General features: G+C 41.5%; 23 protein-coding genes. 10 read left to right on the top strand and 13 right to left on the bottom strand.

Going from position 1 to position 24,522, the window contains the following annotated elements; translation table 11 throughout:
* Window positions 1-31: 31 nt before the first annotated feature.
* The 11 genes from HZA77_13740 to HZA77_13790 form a co-directional block, all read right to left on the bottom strand.
* On the bottom strand, window positions 32-598 hold the full coding sequence (locus HZA77_13740) for an RNA methyltransferase (protein MBI5376491.1): 567 nt from the start codon (window positions 596-598) through the stop codon (window positions 32-34).
* Window positions 591-1,340, bottom strand: a complete 750-nt coding sequence (trmD, locus tag HZA77_13745; protein MBI5376492.1) for a tRNA (guanosine(37)-N1)-methyltransferase TrmD — start codon at window positions 1,338-1,340, stop codon at window positions 591-593. Before trmD ends, HZA77_13740 begins: the two co-directional genes overlap by 8 nt.
* A 3-nt stretch (window positions 1,341-1,343) precedes the next feature.
* Window positions 1,344-1,856: a 16S rRNA processing protein RimM gene (gene rimM, locus HZA77_13750; GenBank protein ID MBI5376493.1), complete on the bottom strand. Its 513-nt coding sequence runs from the start codon at window positions 1,854-1,856 to the stop codon at window positions 1,344-1,346.
* Window positions 1,853-2,083 carry a KH domain-containing protein gene (locus HZA77_13755; GenBank protein ID MBI5376494.1) on the bottom strand — a complete coding sequence of 77 codons (231 nt, stop codon included), beginning with the start codon at window positions 2,081-2,083 and terminating at the stop codon, window positions 1,853-1,855. Before HZA77_13755 ends, rimM begins: the two co-directional genes overlap by 4 nt.
* 31 nt (window positions 2,084-2,114) lie before the next feature.
* On the bottom strand, window positions 2,115-2,378 hold the full coding sequence (gene rpsP, locus HZA77_13760) for a 30S ribosomal protein S16 (GenBank protein ID MBI5376495.1): 264 nt from the start codon (window positions 2,376-2,378) through the stop codon (window positions 2,115-2,117).
* Between the two features lie 133 nt (window positions 2,379-2,511).
* Window positions 2,512-3,684, bottom strand: a complete 1,173-nt coding sequence (locus tag HZA77_13765) for a hypothetical protein (protein ID MBI5376496.1) — start codon at window positions 3,682-3,684, stop codon at window positions 2,512-2,514.
* Between the two features lie 18 nt (window positions 3,685-3,702).
* Window positions 3,703-5,052 (bottom strand): signal recognition particle protein, encoded by a 1,350-nt coding sequence (gene ffh / locus HZA77_13770; GenBank protein ID MBI5376497.1) that lies wholly within the window; start codon window positions 5,050-5,052, stop codon window positions 3,703-3,705.
* Between the two features lie 5 nt (window positions 5,053-5,057).
* Window positions 5,058-7,781 (bottom strand): type II secretion system secretin GspD, encoded by a 2,724-nt coding sequence (gspD, locus tag HZA77_13775; protein ID MBI5376498.1) that lies wholly within the window; start codon window positions 7,779-7,781, stop codon window positions 5,058-5,060.
* A 23-nt stretch (window positions 7,782-7,804) separates the two neighbouring features.
* Window positions 7,805-8,722, bottom strand: coding sequence for a PDZ domain-containing protein (locus HZA77_13780; GenBank protein MBI5376499.1), 918 nt, complete (start codon window positions 8,720-8,722; stop codon window positions 7,805-7,807).
* A gap of 131 nt (window positions 8,723-8,853) precedes the next feature.
* Complete coding sequence (locus HZA77_13785; protein MBI5376500.1) at window positions 8,854-10,089, bottom strand: tetratricopeptide repeat protein; 1,236 nt, start codon at window positions 10,087-10,089, stop codon at window positions 8,854-8,856.
* A complete protein-coding gene (locus tag HZA77_13790; protein ID MBI5376501.1) occupies window positions 10,034-10,759 on the bottom strand; it encodes a hypothetical protein in 726 nt (241 codons plus the stop codon). Before HZA77_13790 ends, HZA77_13785 begins: the two co-directional genes overlap by 56 nt.
* A gap of 235 nt (window positions 10,760-10,994) precedes the next feature.
* Between HZA77_13790 and HZA77_13795 the strand changes: the two genes are divergently transcribed.
* From HZA77_13795 to truA, 10 genes are all read left to right on the top strand, one after another.
* A complete protein-coding gene (locus HZA77_13795) occupies window positions 10,995-11,276 on the top strand; it encodes a DUF4398 domain-containing protein (GenBank protein ID MBI5376502.1) in 282 nt (93 codons plus the stop codon).
* A gap of 39 nt (window positions 11,277-11,315) precedes the next feature.
* Window positions 11,316-12,266 (top strand): OmpA family protein, encoded by a 951-nt coding sequence (locus HZA77_13800; protein MBI5376503.1) that lies wholly within the window; start codon window positions 11,316-11,318, stop codon window positions 12,264-12,266.
* Between the two features lie 161 nt (window positions 12,267-12,427).
* Complete coding sequence (locus HZA77_13805) at window positions 12,428-13,447, top strand: peptidylprolyl isomerase (GenBank protein ID MBI5376504.1); 1,020 nt, start codon at window positions 12,428-12,430, stop codon at window positions 13,445-13,447.
* On the top strand, window positions 13,419-13,637 hold the full coding sequence (locus HZA77_13810) for a hypothetical protein (GenBank protein ID MBI5376505.1): 219 nt from the start codon (window positions 13,419-13,421) through the stop codon (window positions 13,635-13,637). The genes HZA77_13805 and HZA77_13810 overlap by 29 nt, the downstream gene beginning before the upstream one ends.
* A 44-nt stretch (window positions 13,638-13,681) precedes the next feature.
* Window positions 13,682-14,689, top strand: coding sequence for an AAA family ATPase (locus tag HZA77_13815; GenBank protein ID MBI5376506.1), 1,008 nt, complete (start codon window positions 13,682-13,684; stop codon window positions 14,687-14,689).
* Entirely contained in the window at window positions 14,686-17,568 is a 2,883-nt protein-coding gene (locus tag HZA77_13820) for a VWA domain-containing protein (GenBank protein ID MBI5376507.1), read from the top strand. The genes HZA77_13815 and HZA77_13820 overlap by 4 nt, the downstream gene beginning before the upstream one ends.
* Before the next feature lie 30 nt (window positions 17,569-17,598).
* Entirely contained in the window at window positions 17,599-18,489 is an 891-nt protein-coding gene (gene xerD / locus HZA77_13825; protein MBI5376508.1) for a site-specific tyrosine recombinase XerD, read from the top strand.
* 42 nt (window positions 18,490-18,531) lie between these two features.
* Complete coding sequence (locus HZA77_13830) at window positions 18,532-18,675, top strand: hypothetical protein (protein MBI5376509.1); 144 nt, start codon at window positions 18,532-18,534, stop codon at window positions 18,673-18,675.
* A gap of 15 nt (window positions 18,676-18,690) precedes the next feature.
* A complete protein-coding gene (locus tag HZA77_13835; protein ID MBI5376510.1) occupies window positions 18,691-19,881 on the top strand; it encodes a glutaredoxin family protein in 1,191 nt (396 codons plus the stop codon).
* Entirely contained in the window at window positions 19,878-20,612 is a 735-nt protein-coding gene (gene truA / locus HZA77_13840) for a tRNA pseudouridine(38-40) synthase TruA (protein ID MBI5376511.1), read from the top strand. The genes HZA77_13835 and truA overlap by 4 nt, the downstream gene beginning before the upstream one ends.
* A gap of 301 nt (window positions 20,613-20,913) precedes the next feature.
* Here the strand turns inward: truA and HZA77_13845 are convergent, their stop codons facing one another.
* Both HZA77_13845 and HZA77_13850 read right to left on the bottom strand, forming a co-directional pair.
* On the bottom strand, window positions 20,914-23,382 hold the full coding sequence (locus HZA77_13845) for a S8 family peptidase (GenBank protein ID MBI5376512.1): 2,469 nt from the start codon (window positions 23,380-23,382) through the stop codon (window positions 20,914-20,916).
* A gap of 7 nt (window positions 23,383-23,389) precedes the next feature.
* Window positions 23,390-24,373, bottom strand: coding sequence for an ATP-binding protein (locus HZA77_13850; protein ID MBI5376513.1), 984 nt, complete (start codon window positions 24,371-24,373; stop codon window positions 23,390-23,392).
* Window positions 24,374-24,522: the final 149 nt, after the last annotated feature.

Genomic DNA, 24,522 nt, shown 5'->3' on the forward strand with positions numbered 1-24,522 from the left:
TCAGTCAGAGACGATGTTAAAAAATAGTTAATTAAGCTTTTCCCAATAGTCTGTCAATTATAATTGCAGAGGCAGCCCTGACTGATAAGTGGTTGTAATCCGTATTCCCTGTTATTGGTTCAAGAATTATGTCAGCTTTTGTTATTATTTCTTCAGTCATGCCCCATCCTGTCCCAAAAAGAATGAATACTGGCCTGGGTGTTTCTCTGATCATTTCTCTTGCGGACTTGAAACTTATATTCCCTTCGATATTACGTGCAGCCGTTGCGATTGTCAGAGGCATTGAACCATCAGCAGATTGTATGTTTTCTATAACTTCATCAATATTTTTTTTAACCTTCACGAGGCTCAGTGCTTTTGCTCTTAATGGGTTTTGTTTTGCACCTGTTCCAATTGTCCAGTGATTGATTATTTTATTAAGGAGTTCCTCTTGCAGGTCAAAAGGGGTTATCATAAATACCTTCTCAATGCCGTAAGTCATTGCTGTCCTCGATAAGTCATGGATGTCAAGATTTGTAATTGATGTTCCTATGATATTCCCGTCTTTGCCGAGAATAGGGTAATGGAGAAGACCTATATAAGCTCTGGTGTCAGTCATCTTTTTCTGTTTCTTTCATTAACTTTTCGAGCAATGCTTTGTCTTTATCAGAAAGTTTAACAGTTTCTAAAAGATCAGGACGTCTTTTCATGGTCCTCCTAAGCGATTCTTTAATCTTCCACTCATTGATTTGCTTATGATTCCCTGAAAGCAGCACGTCTGGGACTTTCATTCCCTGGAACTCTGGCGGACGGGTATACACCGGAGAGCTTAAAAGTCCATTGAAGAATGAATCATTCTCCGCAGATTCAATATTCCCTAAGGTGCCCGGCAGCATTCTCATCACTGAATCGATGACGACCATAGCCGGCAGTTCTCCGCCGGTAAGCACATAGTTTCCTATGGATATTTCATGATCAACGATACTTTCCCTCACACGTTCATCAATACCCTTATACCTTCCGCAAAGGAGGATCAGACTCTTTTCTGCTGCCAGTTCTATGGCTTTTTTTTGGCTGAAAAGCTCTCCATCAGGGGTGAGAAAAACTGTTTTGGCAGATTTAGAAACATCCCTTGTTTTTAGAGCCGTTATGCATCTGGTTATAGGTTCCGGTTTCATAACCATTCCGGCCTCTCCGCCGTACGGGTAATCATCCACTACTTTATGCCTTCCCTCTGCATAGTTTCTCAGATCAACTATGTCTATTCCTGCTATCCCCTTTTCGATTGCTTTACTGATTACGCTCTGTTCAAGGTATGATTTGAAGGCTTCGGGGAATATCGTAATAACGGTGAAAAACATGGTTCACACATATTCAGGTTTTTTTATCGTGATTCTTTTGTCTTTGGTGCTTACCTCTAAGATGAAACTCTCAATTGCCGGAACTAAAATCTCACCACTTTCAGACTTTATGACAAATACATCATTTCCTGCGGTTTTGTATATTTCTTTTACGGTGCCAAGGGCCATCCCTTCTTCATCGAATACACTGCATCCTATAACGTCATCAAGATAATAATGGCCGTGAGGTAGCGGCATTGCATCGGATTCTGATATCGTAATTATCGAACCTTCAAACTCCCACGCGGCTACTGGTGTATCAATCCCTTTAAACTTGATAATCAGGATGTCTTTATGGAATCTTACAGACTGAATTTCTGTGATAATAACGGTGCCGTTTTTTTTTTCGATTATAACTGATGAAAGATTCAAGAAACGCTTAGGGTCGTCTGTAATAGGGTAGACAGTAAGTTCTCCCTTTTGGCCTCTGGGCTTTAAAACTTTTCCTATGACGATTGTGTCAGCATCGGCGCTCATTCCACTATTTCCAGCGAAACCTTTTTTTTGCTGAGAGAAGAAGATGCATTGAGAAGACATCTTATAGCTTTGATGGTTTTGCCATTCTTTCCTATTATACGACCTCTGTCGTCAGGAGAGACCTTTAATTCTATGACAGTAACGCCTTTAACTTCCTTGTCGTTAACTGTGACAGAATCCGGATTCTTTGTAATTGATTTTGCGAGAAAGGTTACTAAGTCTTTCATTGGCTGATACGTGACTACTGCTTAAGTACAGCTAATTTGAAACTGCAGGAGTTTTAAAAAATCCTGACTTCTTAAGCAGCGATTTTACCGTGTCTGACGGTGTGGCGCCTTTACTAAGCCACTCTCTTATTTTATCTTCCTTAAGGGTGCATTGGTTATCGGTCTGCTGAGGTCTGTAGAAGCCTACTATCTCGATGAACCTTCCATCTCTTGGCATCCTTGAATCGGCTACTACTATTCTGTAGAATGGTTTCTTTTTAGTGCCCCCTCTTGTAAGCCTTAAAACAACTGCCATCTTCTTTTTCTCCTTTGTAAAAACAATCTATTCCACCAGTAACAACAGGTGCGTAATATTTTTTGCTGAATGTAGCTATATATTAGATTCTCTTGTCATTTGTCAAGCGAAAGGGTTGAATGAACCTACTTATTTAATTTGAAATGGTTATCTCAGCCTCATTTGAGCTAAGAGATGTTATCTCGTCCTTGACATAGGGTTTACCGATATAAGCTTCCACCTTGTAAGTGTAGGTTACCGGCGCGGAACTGACGCTGACTGTATCGGTGTAGGTTGTAATCGTGTTGGTAAGTATTATCTGATCGGGGGTGCTGACCGTATGTGAGATTTTTTCAAACCCCACTGAATCACTGCTTTTCCTGAATATTATGTATCCCTGCTCAATGTCGCTGTTATCTAACCATTGAAGGATTAATGAATTACTGCTCCCTGCATCTGTAATGACTGAAATATCTGTAGGGATATCTAAATCAGAAGGTAATTGCTCTTCCCATGTTGCCCACACGCTTATTTTTCTATGATTCATGTCCTTTTTCTTAAGGCCGGTATTGATTTTGAACCTCTTTGTTTCTTTATATTTTAAGACATTATCCCTTGAATTGCCGTATATGACATCACTGCTTCCTTCCTTTTGTGAGCCAAAGAAAAGAATTTCACCATTACTTGTGTCTTTTATTTTTACATATATGGTGGTATTCCATATATCAAGGCCTGAGTTGTTGGTTATTTTTCCATAAACTTTCTTGTTTCTTAATGTAAACTTACCGGACCCGACGGGTTCTATTTTTATATTTTTATTATTGACGCGCAGAGGAAGTGTCTGGTTTTTATTTGATGTTGGTTGAATTTCTATTACACCCAGGGTATTTGTCATTGCGTCAAAATTAACCGAAAATGTCCCTTTCTCTCCCCTTTTAATTGTAGAAGTTACAATGCTTTCTGTTGAATAAACAAGCCTCCTCGGTTCATCTCCGGTTACTGATACATTTTTTGAACTGATTGGCGACCCATTACTATCCTTTAAAATGACATTTATTTTTACATCAGTAAGCCAGCTATATTTTTTTTCTTTTTTGCTTTGCACTTCTCCGTACACATGAAACTTATTCCCCTTTTGAATTACATTTAGACTGTCTTCAATGATTTCTATTTTTTTGTCATCATCAATAATCTTTATTTTTCTGCTGTCTATTGTGACTTGGCCAGGTGTTCCGACACAGCCGCTCTGTGCTCTGTCACTCCTCACTGTTCCAAGAAGCGGAAGCACCAAGGTGATTATCATTATAATTTTACTTATCTTTTTCATTTGACCTTCCTTTAAATGCTACATCTTCATAAAAGGGAATTTCATTCCTCTTCCCATCTTTTTTGGTGATGAGAATGTTTTAAGCATTTTTTTCATTTGTGCAAACTGTTTTATTAGTCTGTTTACGTCCTGAATGGTTGTGCCGCTCCCCTTTGATATTCTTTTCCTGCGGCTTCCGCTGATTATGGTGTAGTTTGCTCTTTCCCTGGCTGTCATCGAGCTTATGATTGCCTCTATTTTTTTGAGATCCTTTTCGCCGACGTCCAGATCTCCGCCAAGCCCCATCTTCTTAAGGTTGCCCATCCCAGGGATCATTCCCATGATCTCTTCAATAGGTCCCATCTTTCTGATTTGGAGAAGCTGGTCCTTAAAGTCTTCAAGGGTGAAGGTCTCCTCCCTTATTTTCTGCTGGAGCGCGCGCGCCTTTTCCTCGTCAACCGATGACTGGGCTTTTTCAATCAGTGTCAGCACATCTCCCATCCCGAGTATCCGCGAAGCAATTCGCTCAGGATGAAAGGGCTCTATGGCATCAGGTTTTTCGCCCGTAGTTATAAACTTTATTGGTTTTCCGGTAACAGCCCTCATAGATAGCGCGGCACCTCCTCTTGCATCGCCATCCATCTTTGTCATTATTATTCCTGTTATGCCTATCTGTGCGTCGAATTCACGGGCAATGTTTACAGCGTCCTGGCCCGTCATACTGTCACTGACAAGCAGTTTTTCAGAAACAGGCAAAGCCGATGTGATCCCTTTAAGTTCATCCATGAGGTCGTTATCTATATGGAGTCTTCCGGCTGTATCTATTATAAGTATGTCATGGGCTCCGTCTCTTGCTGATTTGTATGCACTTTCTGCTATAAAAAGAGGTTTGTCCTTCGGAGATGCGGGATAGATATCAATATCAGTTTTTTCTGCCACTGTTTTTAGCTGGTCCATCGCAGCAGGACGGTAAACATCAACTGAAACAAGCATTGGGTTATGTCCTGATGTTTTCAGCATCCTGGCGAGTTTACCTGCAGTAGTGGTTTTGCCTGAGCCCTGAAGTCCCAGAAGGAGAATTACCGCCGGAGGTTTGGTACTGGACAACTCAAGCTTCTTATACTCATGACCTAATAGTTCTATTATCTCTTCGTTCACGATTTTAATAATCTGCTGACCGGGACTAAGAGACTTTAACACTTCCTGTCCCAGAGCTTTTTCTTCAACCGATGCGATGAAATCCTTTACTACCTTGTAGTTTACATCAGCCTCAAGGAGTGCCATTTTTACTTCCTTGAGGCCGTCTTTTACATCGTGCTCGTTGAGTTTTCCGCTTTTACGAAGCTTCGCAAAGGCGGTTTCTAATTTTTTTGAAAGGTTCTCAAACATTGATATTACTCTGCCGGAGGACCGGGAACAGGAGTGGGCAGAATAGGCTCTTCCTTTTTTTGTACAACAGGTTCAGTTGGAGGAATCTCTGTCTTTTTTTCAGCCTCTGTTTTCTCCGGTCCTTGAGTTACTGCAAGGACTGGTTTATCCGCAGGTTTCACTTTCATCTCTTCTGCAGTAACTGACTTGTTAGTAGGCTTTACTTCCATTTCTTCTGCAGCAGGTTTTTTTACTTCTGTTTTATGAGCGGGTGCTTTCTCTTCAGCTCCGGGTTCCTGTTCCTTCTGAGGTGTCTGTTCGAGAAGTTTTGATTGATCATCAAGCATAGGAATTGGAGCGTCATCCTTCCAGAACTTGTATTTGCCGTCTATGATTGTCCTGTAGAATATATCTTTTTTGTTTTCATCATCTTCCCTGAACTTTTTAGCAACCTCTTTTTTATCCTTTGAAAGTTTTGCGAACTCGACAGGTGTGTTTATTATTGTAGGTTTCAGAAAAATAAGAAGATTTGTCTTTTCTTTCGTGTTGCTTGTTTGTGAAAAGAACCAGCCTATCCATGGAAGGTCTCCGAGACATGGGATCTTGGTAATGCTCGGTGAATTGGTTTCCCTGATAAGTCCGCCTATTACGATTGTTTCCATATCTTTAACAACTACGGTTGTCTTTGCTTCCCTTTTTGATGTTTCCACCCCCTGATCTGATGTTGAACCGGGAATGACATTTTCAACTTTCTGTTCCACTGTCATTTTCACAAAGCCGTCTTTATTGATGTGCGGAGTAAGCTTCAAGTTTAATGCCACATCCCTGAACTCGAAGGTATTTACCGTGTTTGCAGTGTCCGACACAATTGTTGAACTGCGTATGAACCTCCGGTTCTCGCCAACAGTTATCTCTGCTTCTTCATTATCTGCAGTTATTATCTGCGGCTGGGCAAGGACATTCACGCCGCTTTGAGTTGCAAGGGCAGTTCCAAGAGCCGCAATGTTCAATACCTGTGTCCCGTCTGCCAGTGTGATAAGACCCTTGGTTATTGCAACAGAGGCTCCCGAAGGCAATGTCGGGATTTTACCTGCTGTTGTAGAAAGGAGTCCCTGGAGAGAACTGAAATTGGTCAGACCTATTGCCCTCACCTTGTTCAGAGGATTGCTTGCGTCTTCAAGGTCTTTAAGCAAATTAAGTTCAACTCCAAGTTGAACCATTTTGTTCTCACTGACTTCAACTATAAGGGATTCAACAAAGACCTGCGCTTTCATTATATCAAGCTTGGCAATAATGTCTTTAAGGAGCAGGTAGTCTTCGGCAGAAGCTGATATGATAAGGGCATTAGTTGATTTGTCAGCAGATATGATAACATCTCTTCCGAATAGCGGCGCTGACGGTTGTGCTTCTCCGGGTTTCGCTGCACCTGTGGTTCCTGCTTTTGGGGCTTTGCTTACTATCCCGTTTAAAACTCCGGCAAGATCTTCAGCTACTGCATTATTAAGATAATAAACATTCACTTTGCTTGTTCCCTTTTCAACAGGAGAATCAAGCTTTTCAAGCAGCTCTTCTATCCGCTTGGTGGTCTGTAAGTCAGCTACTATTATAAGTGCATTTAGTCTTTCATCAGGTATTATTTTGGGTCCTTCAGCTTTGCCTCCGCCTGACGTGGTACCTGGTTTTGCCCCCTTTACGCTTTCTACGCCAAGTTTTAATGCCTGTTCCAATATGTCTTTAAGTTCACTTGAAAGCGATTTTGCAGAGGCATTTTTAAGAGGCAGTACAGTTATAACAGGTCTTTCCTCAAGCCCTGCCACATCGATTGCGTCTATTATTTTAAGAAGCCGTTTTATATTCTCTGCTGTGTCGCTTATGATAAGAGTGTTTGTAGGACTATATGATGAGATGGTTCCTGTCTTTGGGCTCACTAATTGCGCTACCGCACCTTTGATCTGTTCCGCACTTGCATATTGAAGGTGTGTAACATAGGTTATTAGCTGTGCCGAGTCAGGCAGTTCCTTCCCGTCTTTGCCTAGTATTGTATCTATTGCACCCTGCCTTGCATCCAGTGCTTTTACTATCCTTATTGATTCTTTGCTTTCAATAACGTTATATCCCCGGTAATCGAGGACTGAAAGAAAAACATTCCAGGCTTCTTCCTTTGAAAGTTTTTTTGGTGCAATTATTGTTATCTTGTCGCGAAATGTATCGTCATAGATCATGTTCTTTCCCATGAGGTCTGAGAACATGGTTATCAGATCTTTGACCTCACCTTTGAAATCAAGAGTGATGAACTCTCCCTGCTGCGCGATGTTAGTCTTTGGAGGATTGCCTGGCTGAGGTGGTATAGGTGATGCCACCGGAGCAGGTCTTGGCGGCATCGGCGGTCGTGTAGGAGCTGCGGGTTTTTGAGCTGCGGCATTATCTGCTTTTACGGCACGTTTTTCTGATGGAGTCATCTTTGTTTCTTGCTGCTCATCGGCCTCTGTCTCTTCCTCACTGTCAGCTTCTTCTTCGTCATCAGAGCTATCTTCTTCATCTTCAGCATCCATCTCATCATCATCTGCTTCTACTTCTTTTTTCATGCTGCCGGCTGGTTTTGCAGGTGCTGCCGGTTTTCTGAGAGTAGAAACTATAGGTTTTTTCTTTGGCTGGTCATTGTTATCTTTCCCGTATGTGGAACCTTTTGAAAGGAGGAGAAGTAAAATAATACAAAGCAGGGACATTAAAACTCTTTTAATATCATTCACCTTATTTCCCTTTAGCATATTTATTAGTCCTTTAATTCATAATTCAGTGTAATATTTCTTCCGCCGCGCTCTACCTCTACAGTAATAGAGCTCTCTTTTGAGAGACTCTGGTAAGCCTGATAAGCATTTTCCGGCTTTTCAATTCTCATACCATTGATACTTTTTATAACATCACCATTTATGATTCCTATCTTTGACATTATGCCTCCGGGCTTTATCTGTGATACCCTGAACCCCTGAGCCTTGTCTCCCGCCATTACAGGCTCAAGGCGCATTTGCTTCATGAAATCTCCCATATTGTCAAGGTGGAGCGATGACCGTTCTATCACACGTCCTTTCTCTGCAACCGGAGCCGGAGGATTGACTGGTTTGCCTGCTTTACCCGGAGCGGAAAATTTATTTATAACATTTACCGGTGCGATGTCCAGCACAAGCTTTTCAATGTTTCCGTTAAGCTCAAGCACTACGGCACGTTTCAGAATGCTTAAAACCCTTCCTCCGTTGATTGGCGAATCCACATGGTAAGAATTAACATCTTCTCCCTTTCTTATGACAGCTATGTTGGATTTTTTATCGTCTTTTTTGTCACCCTGTGTTGTGCCAACGAGCTGGAGTCCTGACTGAGAAAGCGGTATTGTATCAAGATTGATATTTTTCAAATCTATTTTTTTAAGATTTGCCTGCATGCTGCTTTCAGCCGGCGTATGGAATATGTCGCGATCGACAATAATCTTATAGTCATTTATTGTGGAAGGTACCGACTGAATTTGAGTCTCTTCCTTTTTTTTTTTCTCTTCAACTGCGGCGGGCTTTGATATACCCGGAATTATAACAATCTTAAGAAGAGCTGATGTTATGTCTGCAAGTTGGTAGCAGAAAATAGTTATCAGAATAAGGTAAACTGCCCCAAAATTTTTGCCAATCTGTCTTATGTATTCCATATTGTAATAAGCGCTAAGAATTAAAATTTGATACTAATGGCTTAGGGTTTAGATTGTCAAGGGAAAAAACTTAATAGAAGCAATAAAACGCCTTGATATTATTGAATAAAATATATCAACAGACTAAGCTTTCATTCAATGTTGTTCTGTGAGCCGGGGACAAAGGGAGTTGAGATATATTGTTTAGCATAGTTTTTAACATATACATTTTCTTCACCTATTTCGTTCAAATCTATTACCTTCCGGTAATATTCTTTTGCAAGCTCTCTGTTTTTAAGAGCATCATTTATCATGCCGAGCTTCATGTTTGACCACTGGATTACCCAGTCGTTGCTATTGCCTTTTGCGGCAGTGATGGCATTTAAATAAAATGGCATTGCATCTGCATATTTATTCTGTTCAAATAATATCTCACCCTGCAGGTATTTTGTCCTCGGCCCCCATTGGTCTATAATGCCCTGGCTTCTCTTGCTGATTTTGTCTTCTATGTCTGCTGCGATAACAAGCGCCTTCTTTTCATCTCTCATTTTGGAATAGGCAATTGCCAGAGTATACAGGAACCTTGGATTGTCCGGATATTTTTGAACCAGTACATTCAGATGTTCTATGGCTTTTTCAGGTTTTTTCTCAAAATACGTATATATGCTTGCAAGGACTATCCTCGCTTCAGGAGCAGCGTACGTTCCTTTAGCAGCGCATTGTTCAATTTGTTGGATGCCTAGATCGCTGTCACCTTTCAAAAATAAGAGGAATGACAAGACCTTGATTACCGAAGGTACGCGGGCAAGAAAATAATTATACATCCCGAGTCCCAGCATAATGTCATAATTTGCCGGAGCAAGATTTTCTGCATCAAGAAGCAGATTGTTCCCTTTTTTCCCATAATAATAAGTCTGGAGCCAGCTCCGTTCTATGAGAGCAATTCTCCCCTTGAAACCGTATGCCCCGCCCAGGTAGAAGACAGCATCACCATTTTCAGGTTCTGCATTATGTTTTTTTTCAGCAACTTCTATAGTTTTATCCAGCCACAGATCGAGATCCTTAATGGCATTCCTGTCATAGTTGAAGAATAGTTTTCCCCAATAGATCATTGCGGTGTAAAAATACGGAGCCGGATCATCCGGTCTTTTTTCACGGAGATTGCCAAGCACTTGCCCTGCTTTTTCAAATTCGAGGTTGTAAATGTAATCCACGCCTTTTTTCAGAGGATCTTCAGAACCGTTGTTTCCAACTGCATTTACAGTTTGCGGCAGGAAAAGAAATATGACTGAAAATAGCGCTAAGAAGTATCTCTTAAGCAGTAAAGAAGAATTAGTTAAAGGTGATCTGACCTTCAAATATCTGAGCAGGCTTGTAAGTGTTTTCATCGACTTCTATTCCAAGGCTTGTTCCGGACAAACTGATTGTATAAGTATAGGTTCCTGAAAATGTTTTATCTTTAACTCCCCATGAGCTTAAGCTTTTTAATATTTTATCCTTAAACACACTGATGTCAAATGTCAGTTCATCCGTCCCGCTTTTCAGCAAAGGCCCTGTAGAGTCATTTGTTATATGCCCGGTGATTTTTCGTATGGTTCCTGTCGGTGAACGGTAAATATATTTAACGCTCTCTTTGTTGCCAGTGTCAATAGGTACTGCCAGGTTTGGTGTGCCGTCTTTAATCCCTATTTTTACATTATTTATAATTCCCCGGAACTTCTTGTTAGTTGAAGAAGTAACAAGAAATGAGAAAGTCACAGCAGCTTTCTTGGCAGCGGTCTTAATCGGCTCCATTTTGATATGGATTTTAGGGAGAGCTTCCGAGCTGAAAGGTGTCAAAGGATCAGGGTTAATATCGCTTACCTTCTTGTTTTTCAGATTTCCTGGGTCTAAAGCCACGCTTTCTAAATCGGTTGTAGCTGATTCAAAACTTATTTCGTTGTCGGCAAGTGCCATAAAAGGTTTTGCACTATTTTTTGCATATACACCGGCAGTAAAAATTACGGCAAATAGAACCACCACTGTAAGCGTGAAGTGTTTTTGTCTCCTGTATGTCATATAAAAAAAATAGCATCTTCAATAGAATTAAGCAAATACAAAATAGGCAAAATGCTTTTTAAGATACAATTGTGTAGATTTTTTTTAGAAGCATATTATTATTAGTTACAAAATATGCTTTGACAGTGTGGAAAAATGTTTGTTGACATCAGAATATGGTGGCTGTTATATCTTAAATATGTTTGCGGTGTGTAAGAAATTAATATTTTTTGAACGTACGAAGGAGGTGTTGGAGATGAAGAAATGTTTTTTTGTTCTAATGATGGTTTCTTTTATATTTGCAGGAATTATAGGTTGTGCAACTTCTGCAGCTCCTCAGATTTGTGAAGTAAGCAAAATATTAAATGAAGCCTGGGAAAACGGAGCAGATACAAAAGCTTCCATGGAGTATTACAGCGCTCAATCCTACCTTAAATCTGCAAAAGATGAAGAGGAGGAGTATGATTTTGATGCAGCGAAAGTTTTTGCAGCAAAGGCGCTTGAGCAGGCAAAGAAGGCTTTGGAAAAGTCAAAGTAAAATATTTAACTAACTGGGAAATTTGAGGAGGAAAAGATAATGCGTAAAATAAGAAGAGGGTTGTCTGTTGCTGCGTTAGCAGTGGCAGTAGCCCTGATTTTTTCCGGATGTGCTGCGCAATTGATGGGACAGCTCGATGCAGACAAGGCAAAGCTTGCAGAGCTGGCAAAACAAAGAAATGATTATTGTCCTGAAGGTGATAGGCTGTTTGCCGAAGTTCAGGCTCTTATTGAGCAGGCAGGCCATGAGATAATTGACGAAGGAAACCAGAAAGCTCATGCCGCTGATTTGCTTGCCAAGGCTGAAGCAGGAATGGCGGCTTCCGCAAAGGCTTATGCAGAATGCAAACCTCCTAAACGTTATCATGCTCCAAAGGCTGCTTTCTCGATGCCGTCTGAAGCGATAGAAGGTGAAGAGGTTATGATAGACGGAAGTGCATCATCTGATGAAGACAACGACCCACTTACATTTGCGTGGAATCTTGGCGACGGGAGTTCTGCTTCAGACAAGATGGTAAAACATGCGTTTGCTAAAGGAACATACAAGGTGACTCTCACTGTTTCCGACATACTCTATTCTTCTGAGCCTGTATCAAAGGAGATAGTTGTAAAAGAAAAGTCTCTGCCTGAAGTTATCAAACTGAAGGAAATCAACTATGAAAATGTCCACTTTGCATTTGATCGCGCTGATTTAAATCCTGATGCGAAAAAAATTCTCGATGAGAACCTAGTTGCAATCAAATCCCATCCCGAATACAGCGTTGTAGTCATTGGGCACACTGATAGCGTTGGTACAGATGAATACAATAATAAGCTTTCAATGAAAAGGGCGGGAAGCGTTAAGAAGTATTATGAAAAAGGCGGGATTGCTGCAAGTTTAATTGAAGCTATAGGCAAGGGTGAGAAAGAGCCTGCCGCAGACAACTCCACCAAGGAAGGTCGTGCGAAAAACAGAAGGGTTGAGACAGAGCTTCACCTGATAAAGAAGTAAAAAACAAATACAGATAATAAAGCTGATAAACGAGCCTCCTCTGCAAAGAAGGGGGCTCGTTTTATTTATCTATTATATTTGACTTTCAATCCTTATTTATTTAATGTTTGCGTACTAACGTTCTAATAGATAGTTACTCAACCCTCGCGGAGGAGAAAAGAATGAATTTTGATTTTTTCAGAGAAAAAAAATGGTTCCTTGTGCTTATGCTTGTTTTTCTTGCAAGCCCGGGATTAATATCATGTAATCTTCTTAAGGATAAGGATGCCGCAATTAAGGTTAATGATCAGAAGATTACACAAAAAGAGTACAAAATGATCTTTGCTAAAGAGCTTGAGGATGCTTCAAACAGTTTCAAGAGATTCGGCAAAGAGCTTAAACTCGATACCCCTGAGGGAAAGTCTATTATTGAAAAGGTAAAAGAGAGTATCAAGGAAAGGATGATAGACAGACTGCTGGTGCTTGATGCTGCAATGAAGAAGAACTATCCAATCGATGAAAAAGAACTTGATCAGATGTTCTCCCAATTTAAATCAAAGATGGGGGATGAGAACTTCAATAAGTTTTTGGCCCAGCTCGGAGTGGATGAGAGTTATGTAAAAAATGATTTTAAAAAACAGATGGTGGTGCAAAAATACCTGGCTGAAACATTCAAAGATTTGAACGTAAATCAGACTGAAATTGAAGCTTATTTTAAACAGAATAAGCAAAAATATGATCATCCGGAGATGATAAGGGCAAGCCATATTCTGGTGAAATCAGAACAGGAAGCCAAAGATGTACTCAAGGAGCTCAAGAAAGGTGCTGATTTCTCAAAACTTGCAGTTGATCGCTCCATAGATCCATCAGCAAAGCAGAACAAAGGAGACCTTGATTATTTTCCCCGCGGTGTAATGGACAAGGATTTTGAAAATGCCGTGTTCGCTTTGCCGGTTGGGAAAATGAGTGATGTTGTGAAAACACGTTACGGATATCACATAATTAAGGTAGCCGATAAAAAGGCGCCTCAGGACGCTACAGTCGAAGAGGCGAGGGATGACATAATCACGACGCTTTCGGCAGAGAAAAAAAGGAATATTCTTGAAAAGCTGCTAGCTGATCTTAAAAAGGATGCAAAAATCGAAATTAACATTGAGCAGGAGGAAGTCGGCAATGACGCGGGCAGTGTGGAAAAAAAGTGATGACCCCAGAGTAAAAGAACTTTCAGAGCGTATTGAAGACAAAGCCAGGAAAAAAGCTGTTGACGGAAAGATTAAGTGTGCAGAAGCGTTTGCTCTTGCTAAAGAAGAAGGTGTATCTATCATGAATATAGGACAGGCACTTAATCTGCTGAACATTAAAATATCTTCTTGCCAGCTTGGCTGTTTTTAATAATTGCACTGAAAAGTAGTTAAGAGACAACCAACGGATTTCTTATGATAAAAGAAGAACTGCGCAAAAAGATTCTCGATACGGTCAGGAAAAAAGAGGACCCTCTTGAAGGGTTTTACTGCGATGATGAAACCAAAGAAGCTATCCTTGCGGTCCTTGTAGCAGGAAGGCATCTTCTTCTTGAAGGGCCTGCGGGTGTCGGGAAGACGACTGCAGCCCGCATAATTGCAAAGCTTCTTCCTCCAATGGAAACAGTTGATGGGTGCAGGTATGTATGCAGTCCTGAAAAGCCTGCATGCCCTGACTGTATCGGAAAATCAAAACTCAAAAAAGTAACAATACCTGGAGTCCAGCGTTTTGTAAGGGTACAGGGTTCATCTGAACTTTTGCCCGAAGATCTCATTGGAGATATAGATCCTGTCAATGCCATGAAATACGGGATACATGATTACAGGTCATTTACTCCGGGGAAGATACAGAAAGCCAACAGGAAAATCCTTTTTATAGACGAGCTTAACCGTGTACCGCAAAGGACGCAGAACACTCTTCTTCAGGTCCTTGAAGAGGGGGTTACGACAATCGGAGGCTTCGACATAGAGGTAAATGTGGACACCCTTGTCATTGCAACCGACAACCCCGAGGAATATGCCGGAGTAGAGAAGATATCGGAGACTTTGAGCGACCGTTTTGAAAGAGTGCTTATAGGCTACCCAACACGCGACCAGGAAATAGAGATTATAGAGAGATACGGAAGGAAGCTTGATGGAGTAAAGATACTGAAGAAACAGGTTGAGGCGATTGCTGACATATGCCGCAGGGCACGCAGGGAAGAGGAGCTCGAGAACCCTCCCAGCGTTCGTACATCGCTTTCGATTTATGAGCAGTCCCAGGCTGTGTCAAAGTTGAGAGATAAAAAAGAAGTTGATAAGGAAGATGTGGTCGACTCTGCAAGGCGCGTGCTTGCCGGAAAAATTTCGATTTCAGGCGATAGCTCTTACTTTGAAGACCCGGAGGGCTTTGTAAGAAAAGTTCTCGATTCAGATGAGAAATGATTGTCCCCACCATAAATGATTTACGGTTGCTTGTGCTGCGCAATGAGTACCCTGATGTACTCGATTCGATCTTTAAAAAAGCTATGCGCCGCAAAAGCCCTCTACTGCCGGATTCCCTGAAAAAAAGGGGAACTATTAAAGCTGAAATCAAGGACCTGACGAGCTTTCTCGACAACAGGCTCGCTTCCCTTGTGGAAGGATGGGTTAACGGCAAAGCGAAGAAGGGGGAAGGGGATCTTTCAGGCTGCGAGACCTTTTTCCTGGGGCTTCCTGAAATCAGCGCTAATGTGCCGGCGATTGTCCGCATGGTAATAGACGAGATAAAGCCATCATGCATAGCTGTCTCAATATCGCCGATGCAGGAGTTCTCCGCGAATATGTTCCATTCATTGAGCCCTTATAATTTCATAGGAATACCTACTAACTTCAATACCGTTTACGCTGACGGCAATGAATCATCCATTTACAGCACTTATTATCCGGGAAGCATATGGGAGACAATCATAATCGAGGCATTGCAGAGAGACATCCCGGTTGTTCCGGTGGGTTACCCAAAGAAAAGATTGCGCATAGGAGAGCAGAGAAGCCCGGGTTTTCTTGAGAATAAACAGAGGCTCGAAGGCATATCAAAGCGCATATCAGAGGCTGTTGATTCGCAGGGAATGGACTGCAAGGGATTTGGCGCAGTCCACAGTTTTCTTGCAGAGCTTTCAGAAAGATATCAGAAAAGTTATTTTGCAGACCAGGAGACAGTGAGAGAAATAGTTGATAAAGCCGTATATTGCGCAAGCAGGCTTGCAGATCTTTCTTCGGTTTTAGGTAAAGGGAAGATACTAGTTGCCGGCAACATCAGCTACATCTATGAAGCCATGAGAATCTATGAAACACTGAAACGCTCAGTAATACCTTCTGTTAATGATGAAGGTGAACTCTATTCCAAACCATCTTCTGAGAAAAGCATATATGGGCTTCGTTTCCTTCCTGACACACTCTCGGCAGCCTACCAGCTTTACGCGGATAAGAATATATCGTCTACGACTGCGCAGAAAATATTCGGGAATGCACTCAAAGAGTGGGCTTCCAAAGTCAGGGAAAGCTCGATCACGAATGACAATGCGGCAAGTATAATGCTCGATATAATAGAGATGACAAGAAATCATCCTGACCTTCTTCATGGCGCAAGTGTGAGGGCGAGCATAGCTATAAAGGAAGTGCATGACGCGATACTTGCTCTTACGGGGAAAATGGAGCGCTTCACCATTGAAAGGGCTGCAAAGGTTACGCTTCCGAGCCGCGTGGTCAGGCGCCCCGGTTCACAGAAGAGCGAGGATGAAATCATCGATGAGATAATAAAGGCCGCAGTTTACGGTATCAAGGGAGAAAAGATTGATGATGACGACCACCGCATAAATTATAAGAAGGTCCCTCTCTCCAAAGAAGATGTCTTGAATGCCCTCGAATATTTGAAAGACAAGGCGCTTGAGAATGAGAAGTCACCCGGAGAAATAAATGAAAGGGACCTGTTCGCCACCGGCGACCTTGATGATGAGCGTATAAAGGAACTCCTTGACCGCTATGCGGAGGCAGCTAAGACAAGGCATGAGGGACTGGAAAGAATGCTTAATGACCTTGTAAGCCGCGGCTACATGAGCAATATGACGCCAAACTCACTTAAGCTTACTTCGAAAGGTATAAGCGAGCTTAGAAAGAACCTTGAGAACATGAGACGAAAGGGTCTTATAAGCGAGGAGGAGTTAAAAAAAGGGATAGAGGAGCTTGAGAAACTCCAGAGTGACAGCACTGCATCAAAAGCTCCGGACGGAAAACTGATGGAGCTTGTTGCTGACCTTATGGATGTTCAGCATAAATTCAAGAGCGAGGACTGCTCTCTTGAGGATGCTTATGTCCATTATGTCGTCAAAGAGAACAAGGGGGAGGATGTGGACAATGACAAACTGAAATACCAGAACCTGCATGTCCTTCTCTACCAGCTTCAGAACAGGGGAGTAGTTAAGATCCATGACAAAGGGAAGATAAACTTTACCATAACAGGAAAGAGCCTGGACTGGCTTTTAGACGAGTTAATCCGAAAGACCAATGCAAGCGGGCTCTTGAAAGATGCTTTTAAGCAGGACAGGTTTTCCGCCAACATAGTTGACATCCGTCCCTACATGAGAGGTGATAACTTCGGCGACATCTCCGTCAACCATACGCTTAGAAAGCTGTTAAGGAACAGGAAGAGCCTTGAGCAGATCGATTTGAAAGACCTCATGTCCTATCTCAAACTCCCTACGAGGACTGAGGACATAGTACTTTGTCTTGATGTAAGTGCTTCCATGAGGAAACAGGCAAAGCTCAGGTTTGCAAAGATTGCCGTTACTGCACTTGCAAGAGCGGCTATAGATAAAAATTACCGCGTAGGTCTTGTGGCTTTCAGCAATGAGGCTGAACAGATATTCCCGTTGGGAAAGAGCTATCACGGTATAACCGATGCGGTGGTTAAACTGCGCGCTGACCAGTACACCAACATAGGGAAGGGGATTGAGTGTGCCCGCAAGATGCTGATTCGTGAGAAGGCTCCATATGAGAAGCACATCGTTCTTATAACTGATGGGCAGCCCAATGCGGCGCCCGGCATAGGAAACAGGGTATCGTCATCTGCCGAGATGAAGCGCGAAGACGTGGGACACAGATTTGCCCTTGTCGAGGCACGAAGGACAGTAATGCGGGATATAAAGATTTCCATTCTTCTTATAAGCGAGCCCGGGAATCCCGGAGTTGATTTTGCGAAGAAAGTTGCAAACATAGGGAAGGGGAGATTTTTCAGGGTAAGCACTGCTGAAAAAATTCCTCTAAGCGCCCTTAGAATGATGTCTTAACGATACTGCTTCAATACTGCCATGTCACTTATAAATGACCAATTGCTGAAATACCTTGAAATGCTTGATGTGGAGAAAGGGCTTTCAAGGAACACGCTCGAATCCTACGAGAATGATATCTCAGATTTCATCAGCCTGATGGGTAAGAAGGGGAAGTCTGCCCCTGATGAAATAACCATAAGCGATGTAAGGGTATATCTATCTTCACTGCGGGACCGGAAACTTGCAGTTTCGTCAATCATTAGAAAACTCGTTTCCATCCGGGGGTTTTTTAAGTACCTGCTGAAACAGGGGATTATAAAAGGCAATCCGCTCGTAAGGATTGAAAACCCGCGCCCCTGGAGAAGACTTCCTGATGTACTCTCTGAGGAAGAGGTAGAAAGGCTTATCAATGCCCCGGACATAAAGACTTTGCTTGGCATACGCGACAGGGCTATGCTTGAAATCCTTTATGGCTGCGGTCTGCGCGTCTCTGAGCTTACCGGGATCACTGTGAATGACATTGATTTTGAATCCGGTATTCTAAAAGCAAAAGGCAAAGGCTCCAAGGAAAGACTTGTCCCGATAGGCGATCAGGGTTTAAATGCGCTGTCAGATTATGTTAAAAAAGAGCGGATTCTTTTTCAGAAGAAAAAAATTAATTCCATTTATCTTTTCCTGAACAGATCAGGGAAAAGGATTTCGAGACAGGGAGTCTGGAAAATGCTTAAAAGGTATTGCAGAAAGGCAAAGATAAAGAAACGGATAACTCCTCACACATTCCGGCATTCCTTTGCCACGCATATGATAGAGAGGGGAGCCGACCTCAGAGCTGTCCAGCTTCTCCTGGGCCATGCTGACATATCTACGACACAGATATATACTCATGTGTCTTCGCAGATGATAAGGGAGGTATATAAGAAATATCATCCGAGGGCGTAAATTACAGCAGGTTTGGCAGATGCCACGCAGGCTTAAAACTTCATGCGCCTGCTGCGGCATCTGCCAAACCTGTTCAAATCAGTTGCGGCTTGGCTGCTTCCCCGTCAGGCACCTGCTGTTCAGTGCCAGAGGGGAACTGTCAAGCCGGCTGGTGAAAATGTACTTCTGAAGGAATGGAAAAACTGAAAGATTGCAAAACTGATGAGTAAATCAAAGACCATAAAAAACATACGCAGATACTTTGTCTATATTCTCGTGAGAGGGCTTTACGGCGCTATCTATTTTCTCCCTTTTGGGGTGAAGAGCCTTATTGGGAAATTTGCAGGAACCGCATGCTTTTATCTTATGCGAAGTGCGAGACTTACAGCTCTTTCAAATATCGAAACTGCCTTCCCCGGTATAACGGCTGAGAAAGCGGACAGAATTGCCCGTGCATCATTCCGGAGCATGGGGATGAATGTACTTGAAGCCTTGCATCTTCCGCGGATGTCCAAAGAAGATATCAAGAACATGGCTGAGTTTGAAAACCTTGATGTTTTCAAAACTGCGATGAAAGAAGGGAAAGGATTGGTTGTTATCACAGGTCATCTGGGAAACTGGGAGTTTTTTCAGGCTGTAATGTCTGTAAGGGGTTTCCCAACAACAGTCATTGCGCAGCACTATTCAAATCCATGGATTGATAAAATGATAACGGAGATAAGGGAATCAAGCGGAGTGCATGTGATAGTGAGGAGAAGAGGGAAGGAAAAAGAGGTTATGAAGAGTGCGCTCGATGCTTTGAAGAAAGGTCAGCCTCTCGGGTTCCTCGTTGACCATTACGCTAAAAAAGGAGGGATAGCAGTTCCATTTCTTGGCGGCGAGACAAGTACGCCTTCCGGCCCTTCGATTTTTGCCATGAGGTCAGATGCGCCTGTTCTTTTTGGATATGCTATGAGGAAAAATGGAAAATTTAAAGTCAAATTCCGCCATCCTATCAAAGTTGTAAGCTCAAATAACAGGGACTGTGCCTTATATTTAAACGCCGCGCGTTTCCTTGAAGAAGTGGAGTCTGAGATAAAATCCCACCCTGAGCAGTGGGCTTGGATGCATAATTTCAGGAGGAAACATAAAAAAGGGATAAGGCGTGCTGAATTTGAAAATCTTCCCATCGTTGAGATATATTCCAAGAAAGACTGTTGTCTTTGCGATGAGGCAAAAAATGAGCTTTCTGACATATTGGCGCGTTACCCATTTAAAATGAAAGTCACTGATATTACCTATGACAGCGAAAAACTTGGGAAATACGAAACTGAAGTTCCAGTAGTATTCATAGATGGTAAAAAGACTTCCAAACTGAAATTTGATAAAATGCGCTTTCAAGAAAAGATAATAGAGAGGCTTGCGGAACAATGACCAACATAAGGCTGAAAATCCAGTATGATGGTACCGATTATTCTGGCTGGCAGATACAGCCAAGCGATAAAACCATTGAAGGGGAAATTACTGTTGCCATAGGTCAGATTTTCCAGAGGGAAGTAAAGCTGATAGGTGCTTCACGGACTGATGCCGGCGTTCATGCGCGAGGACAGATAGCAAACTTCAACATTGACAGAAATGTTGATGTGCAGACTTTAAGACGTGGACTTAATGCAATTCTTCCGCACGACATTTCCATACAAACTGCTGAGGAAGTAGATAAAGATTTTCACTCCCGGTATAATTCTAAGGGGAAGGTCTATAATTATTTTATCTGGAACAGGGACTATAAAACTCCCTTTTACAGCAGATACTCATGGCATTATCATCCGCCACTTGATATTGCAGAGATAAACAGATGTGCCCTTTTCCTCAAAGGTGAAAAGGACTTCTCGAGCTTCCGCGCTTCAGGGTGTGATTCATCATCTCCCATCCGCAGGATAGATTTGTTTACAATAAAAAAAGAAGACGGGTTCATTAAATTTGTTGTGGAAGGCAGTGCTTTTATGAAACAGATGGTGAGGAACATGGTGGGGACACTGGTGCAGGTAGGAATCGGAAAGATGAAACCGGAGCAGATTATAGAGATTCTAGAGGCCAGGGATAGGAGGGCGGCGGGGCCGACGGCGCCGGCGCAGGGGTTGGTTCTGGTTTCAGTAAAGTACTAGCTTGGGCAGTGGGCAAATGCGAGCTTTGGCGTGATGCTTCGTCAGCGGCCAACTCTCAAATGCTCACATACAGAAAAAGTATGCTCCGCTTTGCTCGTTGTCCACTTCCTCGCCTGACGCACAAATCTCGCATTTGCGGAAAAATAAGTACTATCCACGTTAGTGTCAAATTATTATCTTCTTGTGGTCGAGAGCGACCGAGGGAGCATGGCGATCTCAGTAGTAAATCTGTTAATAATTTTTATTTTCTAAAAGTACTTTAAAAGTAATAAACTTTGTGGTTGTATTATTTTTTATAATTTCAAATTGAAATCTGTATTGGTATTTCTAGTTTATTTGCAACTTCTGTATAGATATCCATTGATGTTTCTGGGGTTTTTATCGTAATTACAAGAGCGTATCTTGCTTTCTTATTCCATTTTCCAAGTTGATGTCGTTCACGCCACCATCCGATAATGGGATATACTGCTATAAGTCCTCTTGAAGCAAGATCGGCAGCTGTTCCACTCCACCAGTCAGAATGGATAGAACCTCTGTTACGTACACTTCCAAGCTGCCAATCTTTTATATCACTATCAGATGTTTTTCCTTCTTCTTCATCTCGTGATGCTTTGTTTATGCGCTTCCTAAATTGTGTTTCATTTTCAGAAGCTGTTTTTACATCAAATCGTAGTTGATGCGAAGCATATCTATAACGCCCTTTCCATCCTCTACTTCCCGGATTTGGTTCTATGTAATAAGAAAGGGTTACTCTCATATCGACTTTTGTGCTTCCAAGACTTTGCAAGATTTCTTTAGGCCAGGGAATCCTATGAAGATGCATGTCTCTTGTTTTGTAAAAATTATCTTGCTTGTCGAATGGTTGAAGTGCATCTTGTACTATTAACGTTAGTGAATTCCTTGCACTCCATAGAGCCTCCTTAAGATCCGGAACACCATATCCGCAATATCTTAGAAGGTTTTCAGCATCATTGCGTCGCGTTGATGAATTAAACCGAGCCTTCATAGGCTCTGTCCATTTTGCTGAATGAATCAACAGCGCTCGAATTGTCTCAGGCCATAGTTTAGGATAATATGCTTGTATTGTTGCAGCTATTCGCGAAGCAAGTGCTGTAGCTGCACTTGTTTCTCCAGTCGTGCTGAATTGTTTCACAAGTGGTAAATAATAAGTTGATAGCAAACGAAGACTATCAGGATTCTCAACAATTTTAGTTGTATGATTAATAGCTTTATTGCCGCCTTCAAGCACAATCTCTGGTTTAATCGGCCATTGTTTTTCCCATGTCATTGACGTGCAACTTATTGGATTTAAATCACCTGCTTGAGCTACGGGAATAAAATTTGGATATAGGCTTTGATCTATGTTCGATTTTTCAGTATACGCCCCAACAGTTAATGCATTCCATGATTGTCCAGGATCATGAATTTCATCGAGCATGTTATAGTTAGGATAGTGGATACACATGTTTTCATTTGTATTTCCTGCAGATATTATGAATAAACGTTGATTATTGTCATCAGCTCCTGAACACAAAGAATCCACAGCTGCCGACCAAGAAGATGGTTTGCCACGATCCCTGAAATCTTCTGTTGCTACAGCCATGCATAAAGTGCGATTTCGTTCTGGGGCTGCAATTTCAGCACGGGCAACTGACTCAGCTGTAACACAGCCATACAGCTTCGGATCGTTTTGTCCACTCGGTGGAAGGATTTTAACAGATTCAAGTAAATGTGTTAATTGTATTGGTTCATTTGACAACAACACAGACAGGAGGTCTCCATAAATAGCAAGACCTGCCATTTCCGTTCCATGCCCATGATGATCTGCAACATTCCAATTAGAATGGTAAGAATGCATATCAACTAGATTCAAGGCAGGCTTAATCAATGGATGTCCATTATTTATCCCTGTATCTAAAATACAAACAGCAGGCGCATTATTTGGCGGTAATTTTATTCGCGATAATACTTCTTCTACCCATTTAGCTTGATCATATGATGATATGTTCATGAAAAAATCTGCAGTTTCTTTAGCTTTACGAAGCTCGGCTATACAATTAAGCAAGTCAATAGATTTGCTCATTTGTTCTCTATTCCCATAAGCGAGTATAATTAACCGTTCGGGAAATGCGATGTGTTCATTGCCGACGCGAATACCTATCTTTTCTGCGTATTCTTTAAAATAATCTAATTTTTTCTGCTTATCGCTTTTACCCCGTAGCCATACCTCCCACCAAATATCCTGATCTTCAGAAGGAAAATCTTCTTCTTTATCCATCCATAAAGCTTTAAGGGCTGCTCTGTGAATGTCGGAAATACTATCAATCAAGTTCTGGTTTTTGGGGTGATCCGTATTTTTCCTATTTTCATTTAGATATTTATCAACACGCTTAACGAAATATGCAAGTTTCCCTTCTGGAACAAAAACAACAGCATATGTCTTCCCCTCAATTTCTTTTGTTGCACAGAGTTCAATTCCATTACGTAAATATTCAAGACTATCAATTTTTAGTGGAAAGTTAGATTCACTTTCAAACTGAAGGTAAATTCCATTCCCAGCATCAATACCGAAGGCCTTTTTCTCAATTTTGAGTTGCTGTTCTTCTATAATAAGTTCAAGGCGGTTTTTTAAGAATGTTCCATGCTCTTTTCTCTTTCTGTTTGGCAATTTGAAAATATCACTCCCAGTTGTTCGAGAGGTGTACTGTTCTGTAATAGCTGTGTTTTTTAGTATCAAATGAGGAAGTTTAGTGGAATCTTTATCGGACATAAAAAATTTACTTATGTATTAGTGATTTACGTTCAGAAATAGAACGTATGACATCATTAGTCTCAAGGTTTTTTCGATCGTCGATTATATTTTCCTTGACTGCATCTTCACAGGCTCTTGTAATTTCAGCATAGCTAAGTCCTGACGAAAAATCAGCGAGTTTTTGCCAGTCAATATTGTTTTTAATATAAGAAGCTAGTCTTGCTTTAAGCGTATCAATAATCAGCTTTTTATTTGGGAGGGTGTATTGAATAACGTCATCGAAGCGTCTGAAAAGAGCATGGTCAAGGATTTCAATATGGTTAGTTGCTGCAAGAATTAGACTATCAGATTCATCTTGTTCTATAAATTGCAAAAAACTGTTAAGAACCCTGCGAATTTCACCTACATCATTTGTGATTTTCCGCTGAGAACCGATTGAATCAAATTCATCGAAAAGATAAACACCACGTGTTTCTGTTATTGCATCAAATACCAGCCTAAGTTTTGCCGCTGTTTCTCCCATGTATTTTGTTATAAGCCCTTCGAGACGGATTTCAAATAGAGGAAGAGAAAATTCCCCGGCTAATGCGGAGGCTGACATGGTTTTCCCTGTTCCAGGTGGCCCTATTAAAAGAAGCTTTCGTCTTGGAGAAAGTCCATGTGCACGTAATTTTGAGAGCTGTCGCTGCTCTTTGACTATTCGAGACAAACGGGCAGAAAGATCTTCGCTAAGAATCATATCTGAAATACGAATTTTGGAATATGAGATTGATAGAAGCGTTGAGAGATCACCACGCGGGCTTGCTATTGGAATTGGTTTTTTTATTAGTCGATCTTTTTGCTGATTAACTTTGGCATCATCTATTATGTTTTTCAAATCATGAGCAAGTTTGCTATGTCCAAGTTTTGCCTCATGTGCAGCCACCTGCATAGCAATGGCAAAAAAATGTTCGTGGTCACCATCTGCATAGCTTTTTAATAAAGCCTTAAGTTGATTTGCACTAGCCAATTTTTCTCCTTTTTTTAAATTGTAAAATAGTTTAGAAAGAATTTGCAATATATATATCTATTAATTTTATCCGTTGCTTCAAGAAAGAAAAATATATGAATTCTACGAGGTTAAAGAAATATTAAAAGGAGTCACAGGTTTAAATGTTA

Source organism: Candidatus Schekmanbacteria bacterium, assembly GCA_016219965.1.
In the GTDB taxonomy this organism is placed as follows: domain Bacteria; phylum Schekmanbacteria; class GWA2-38-11; order GWA2-38-11; family J061; genus JACRJM01.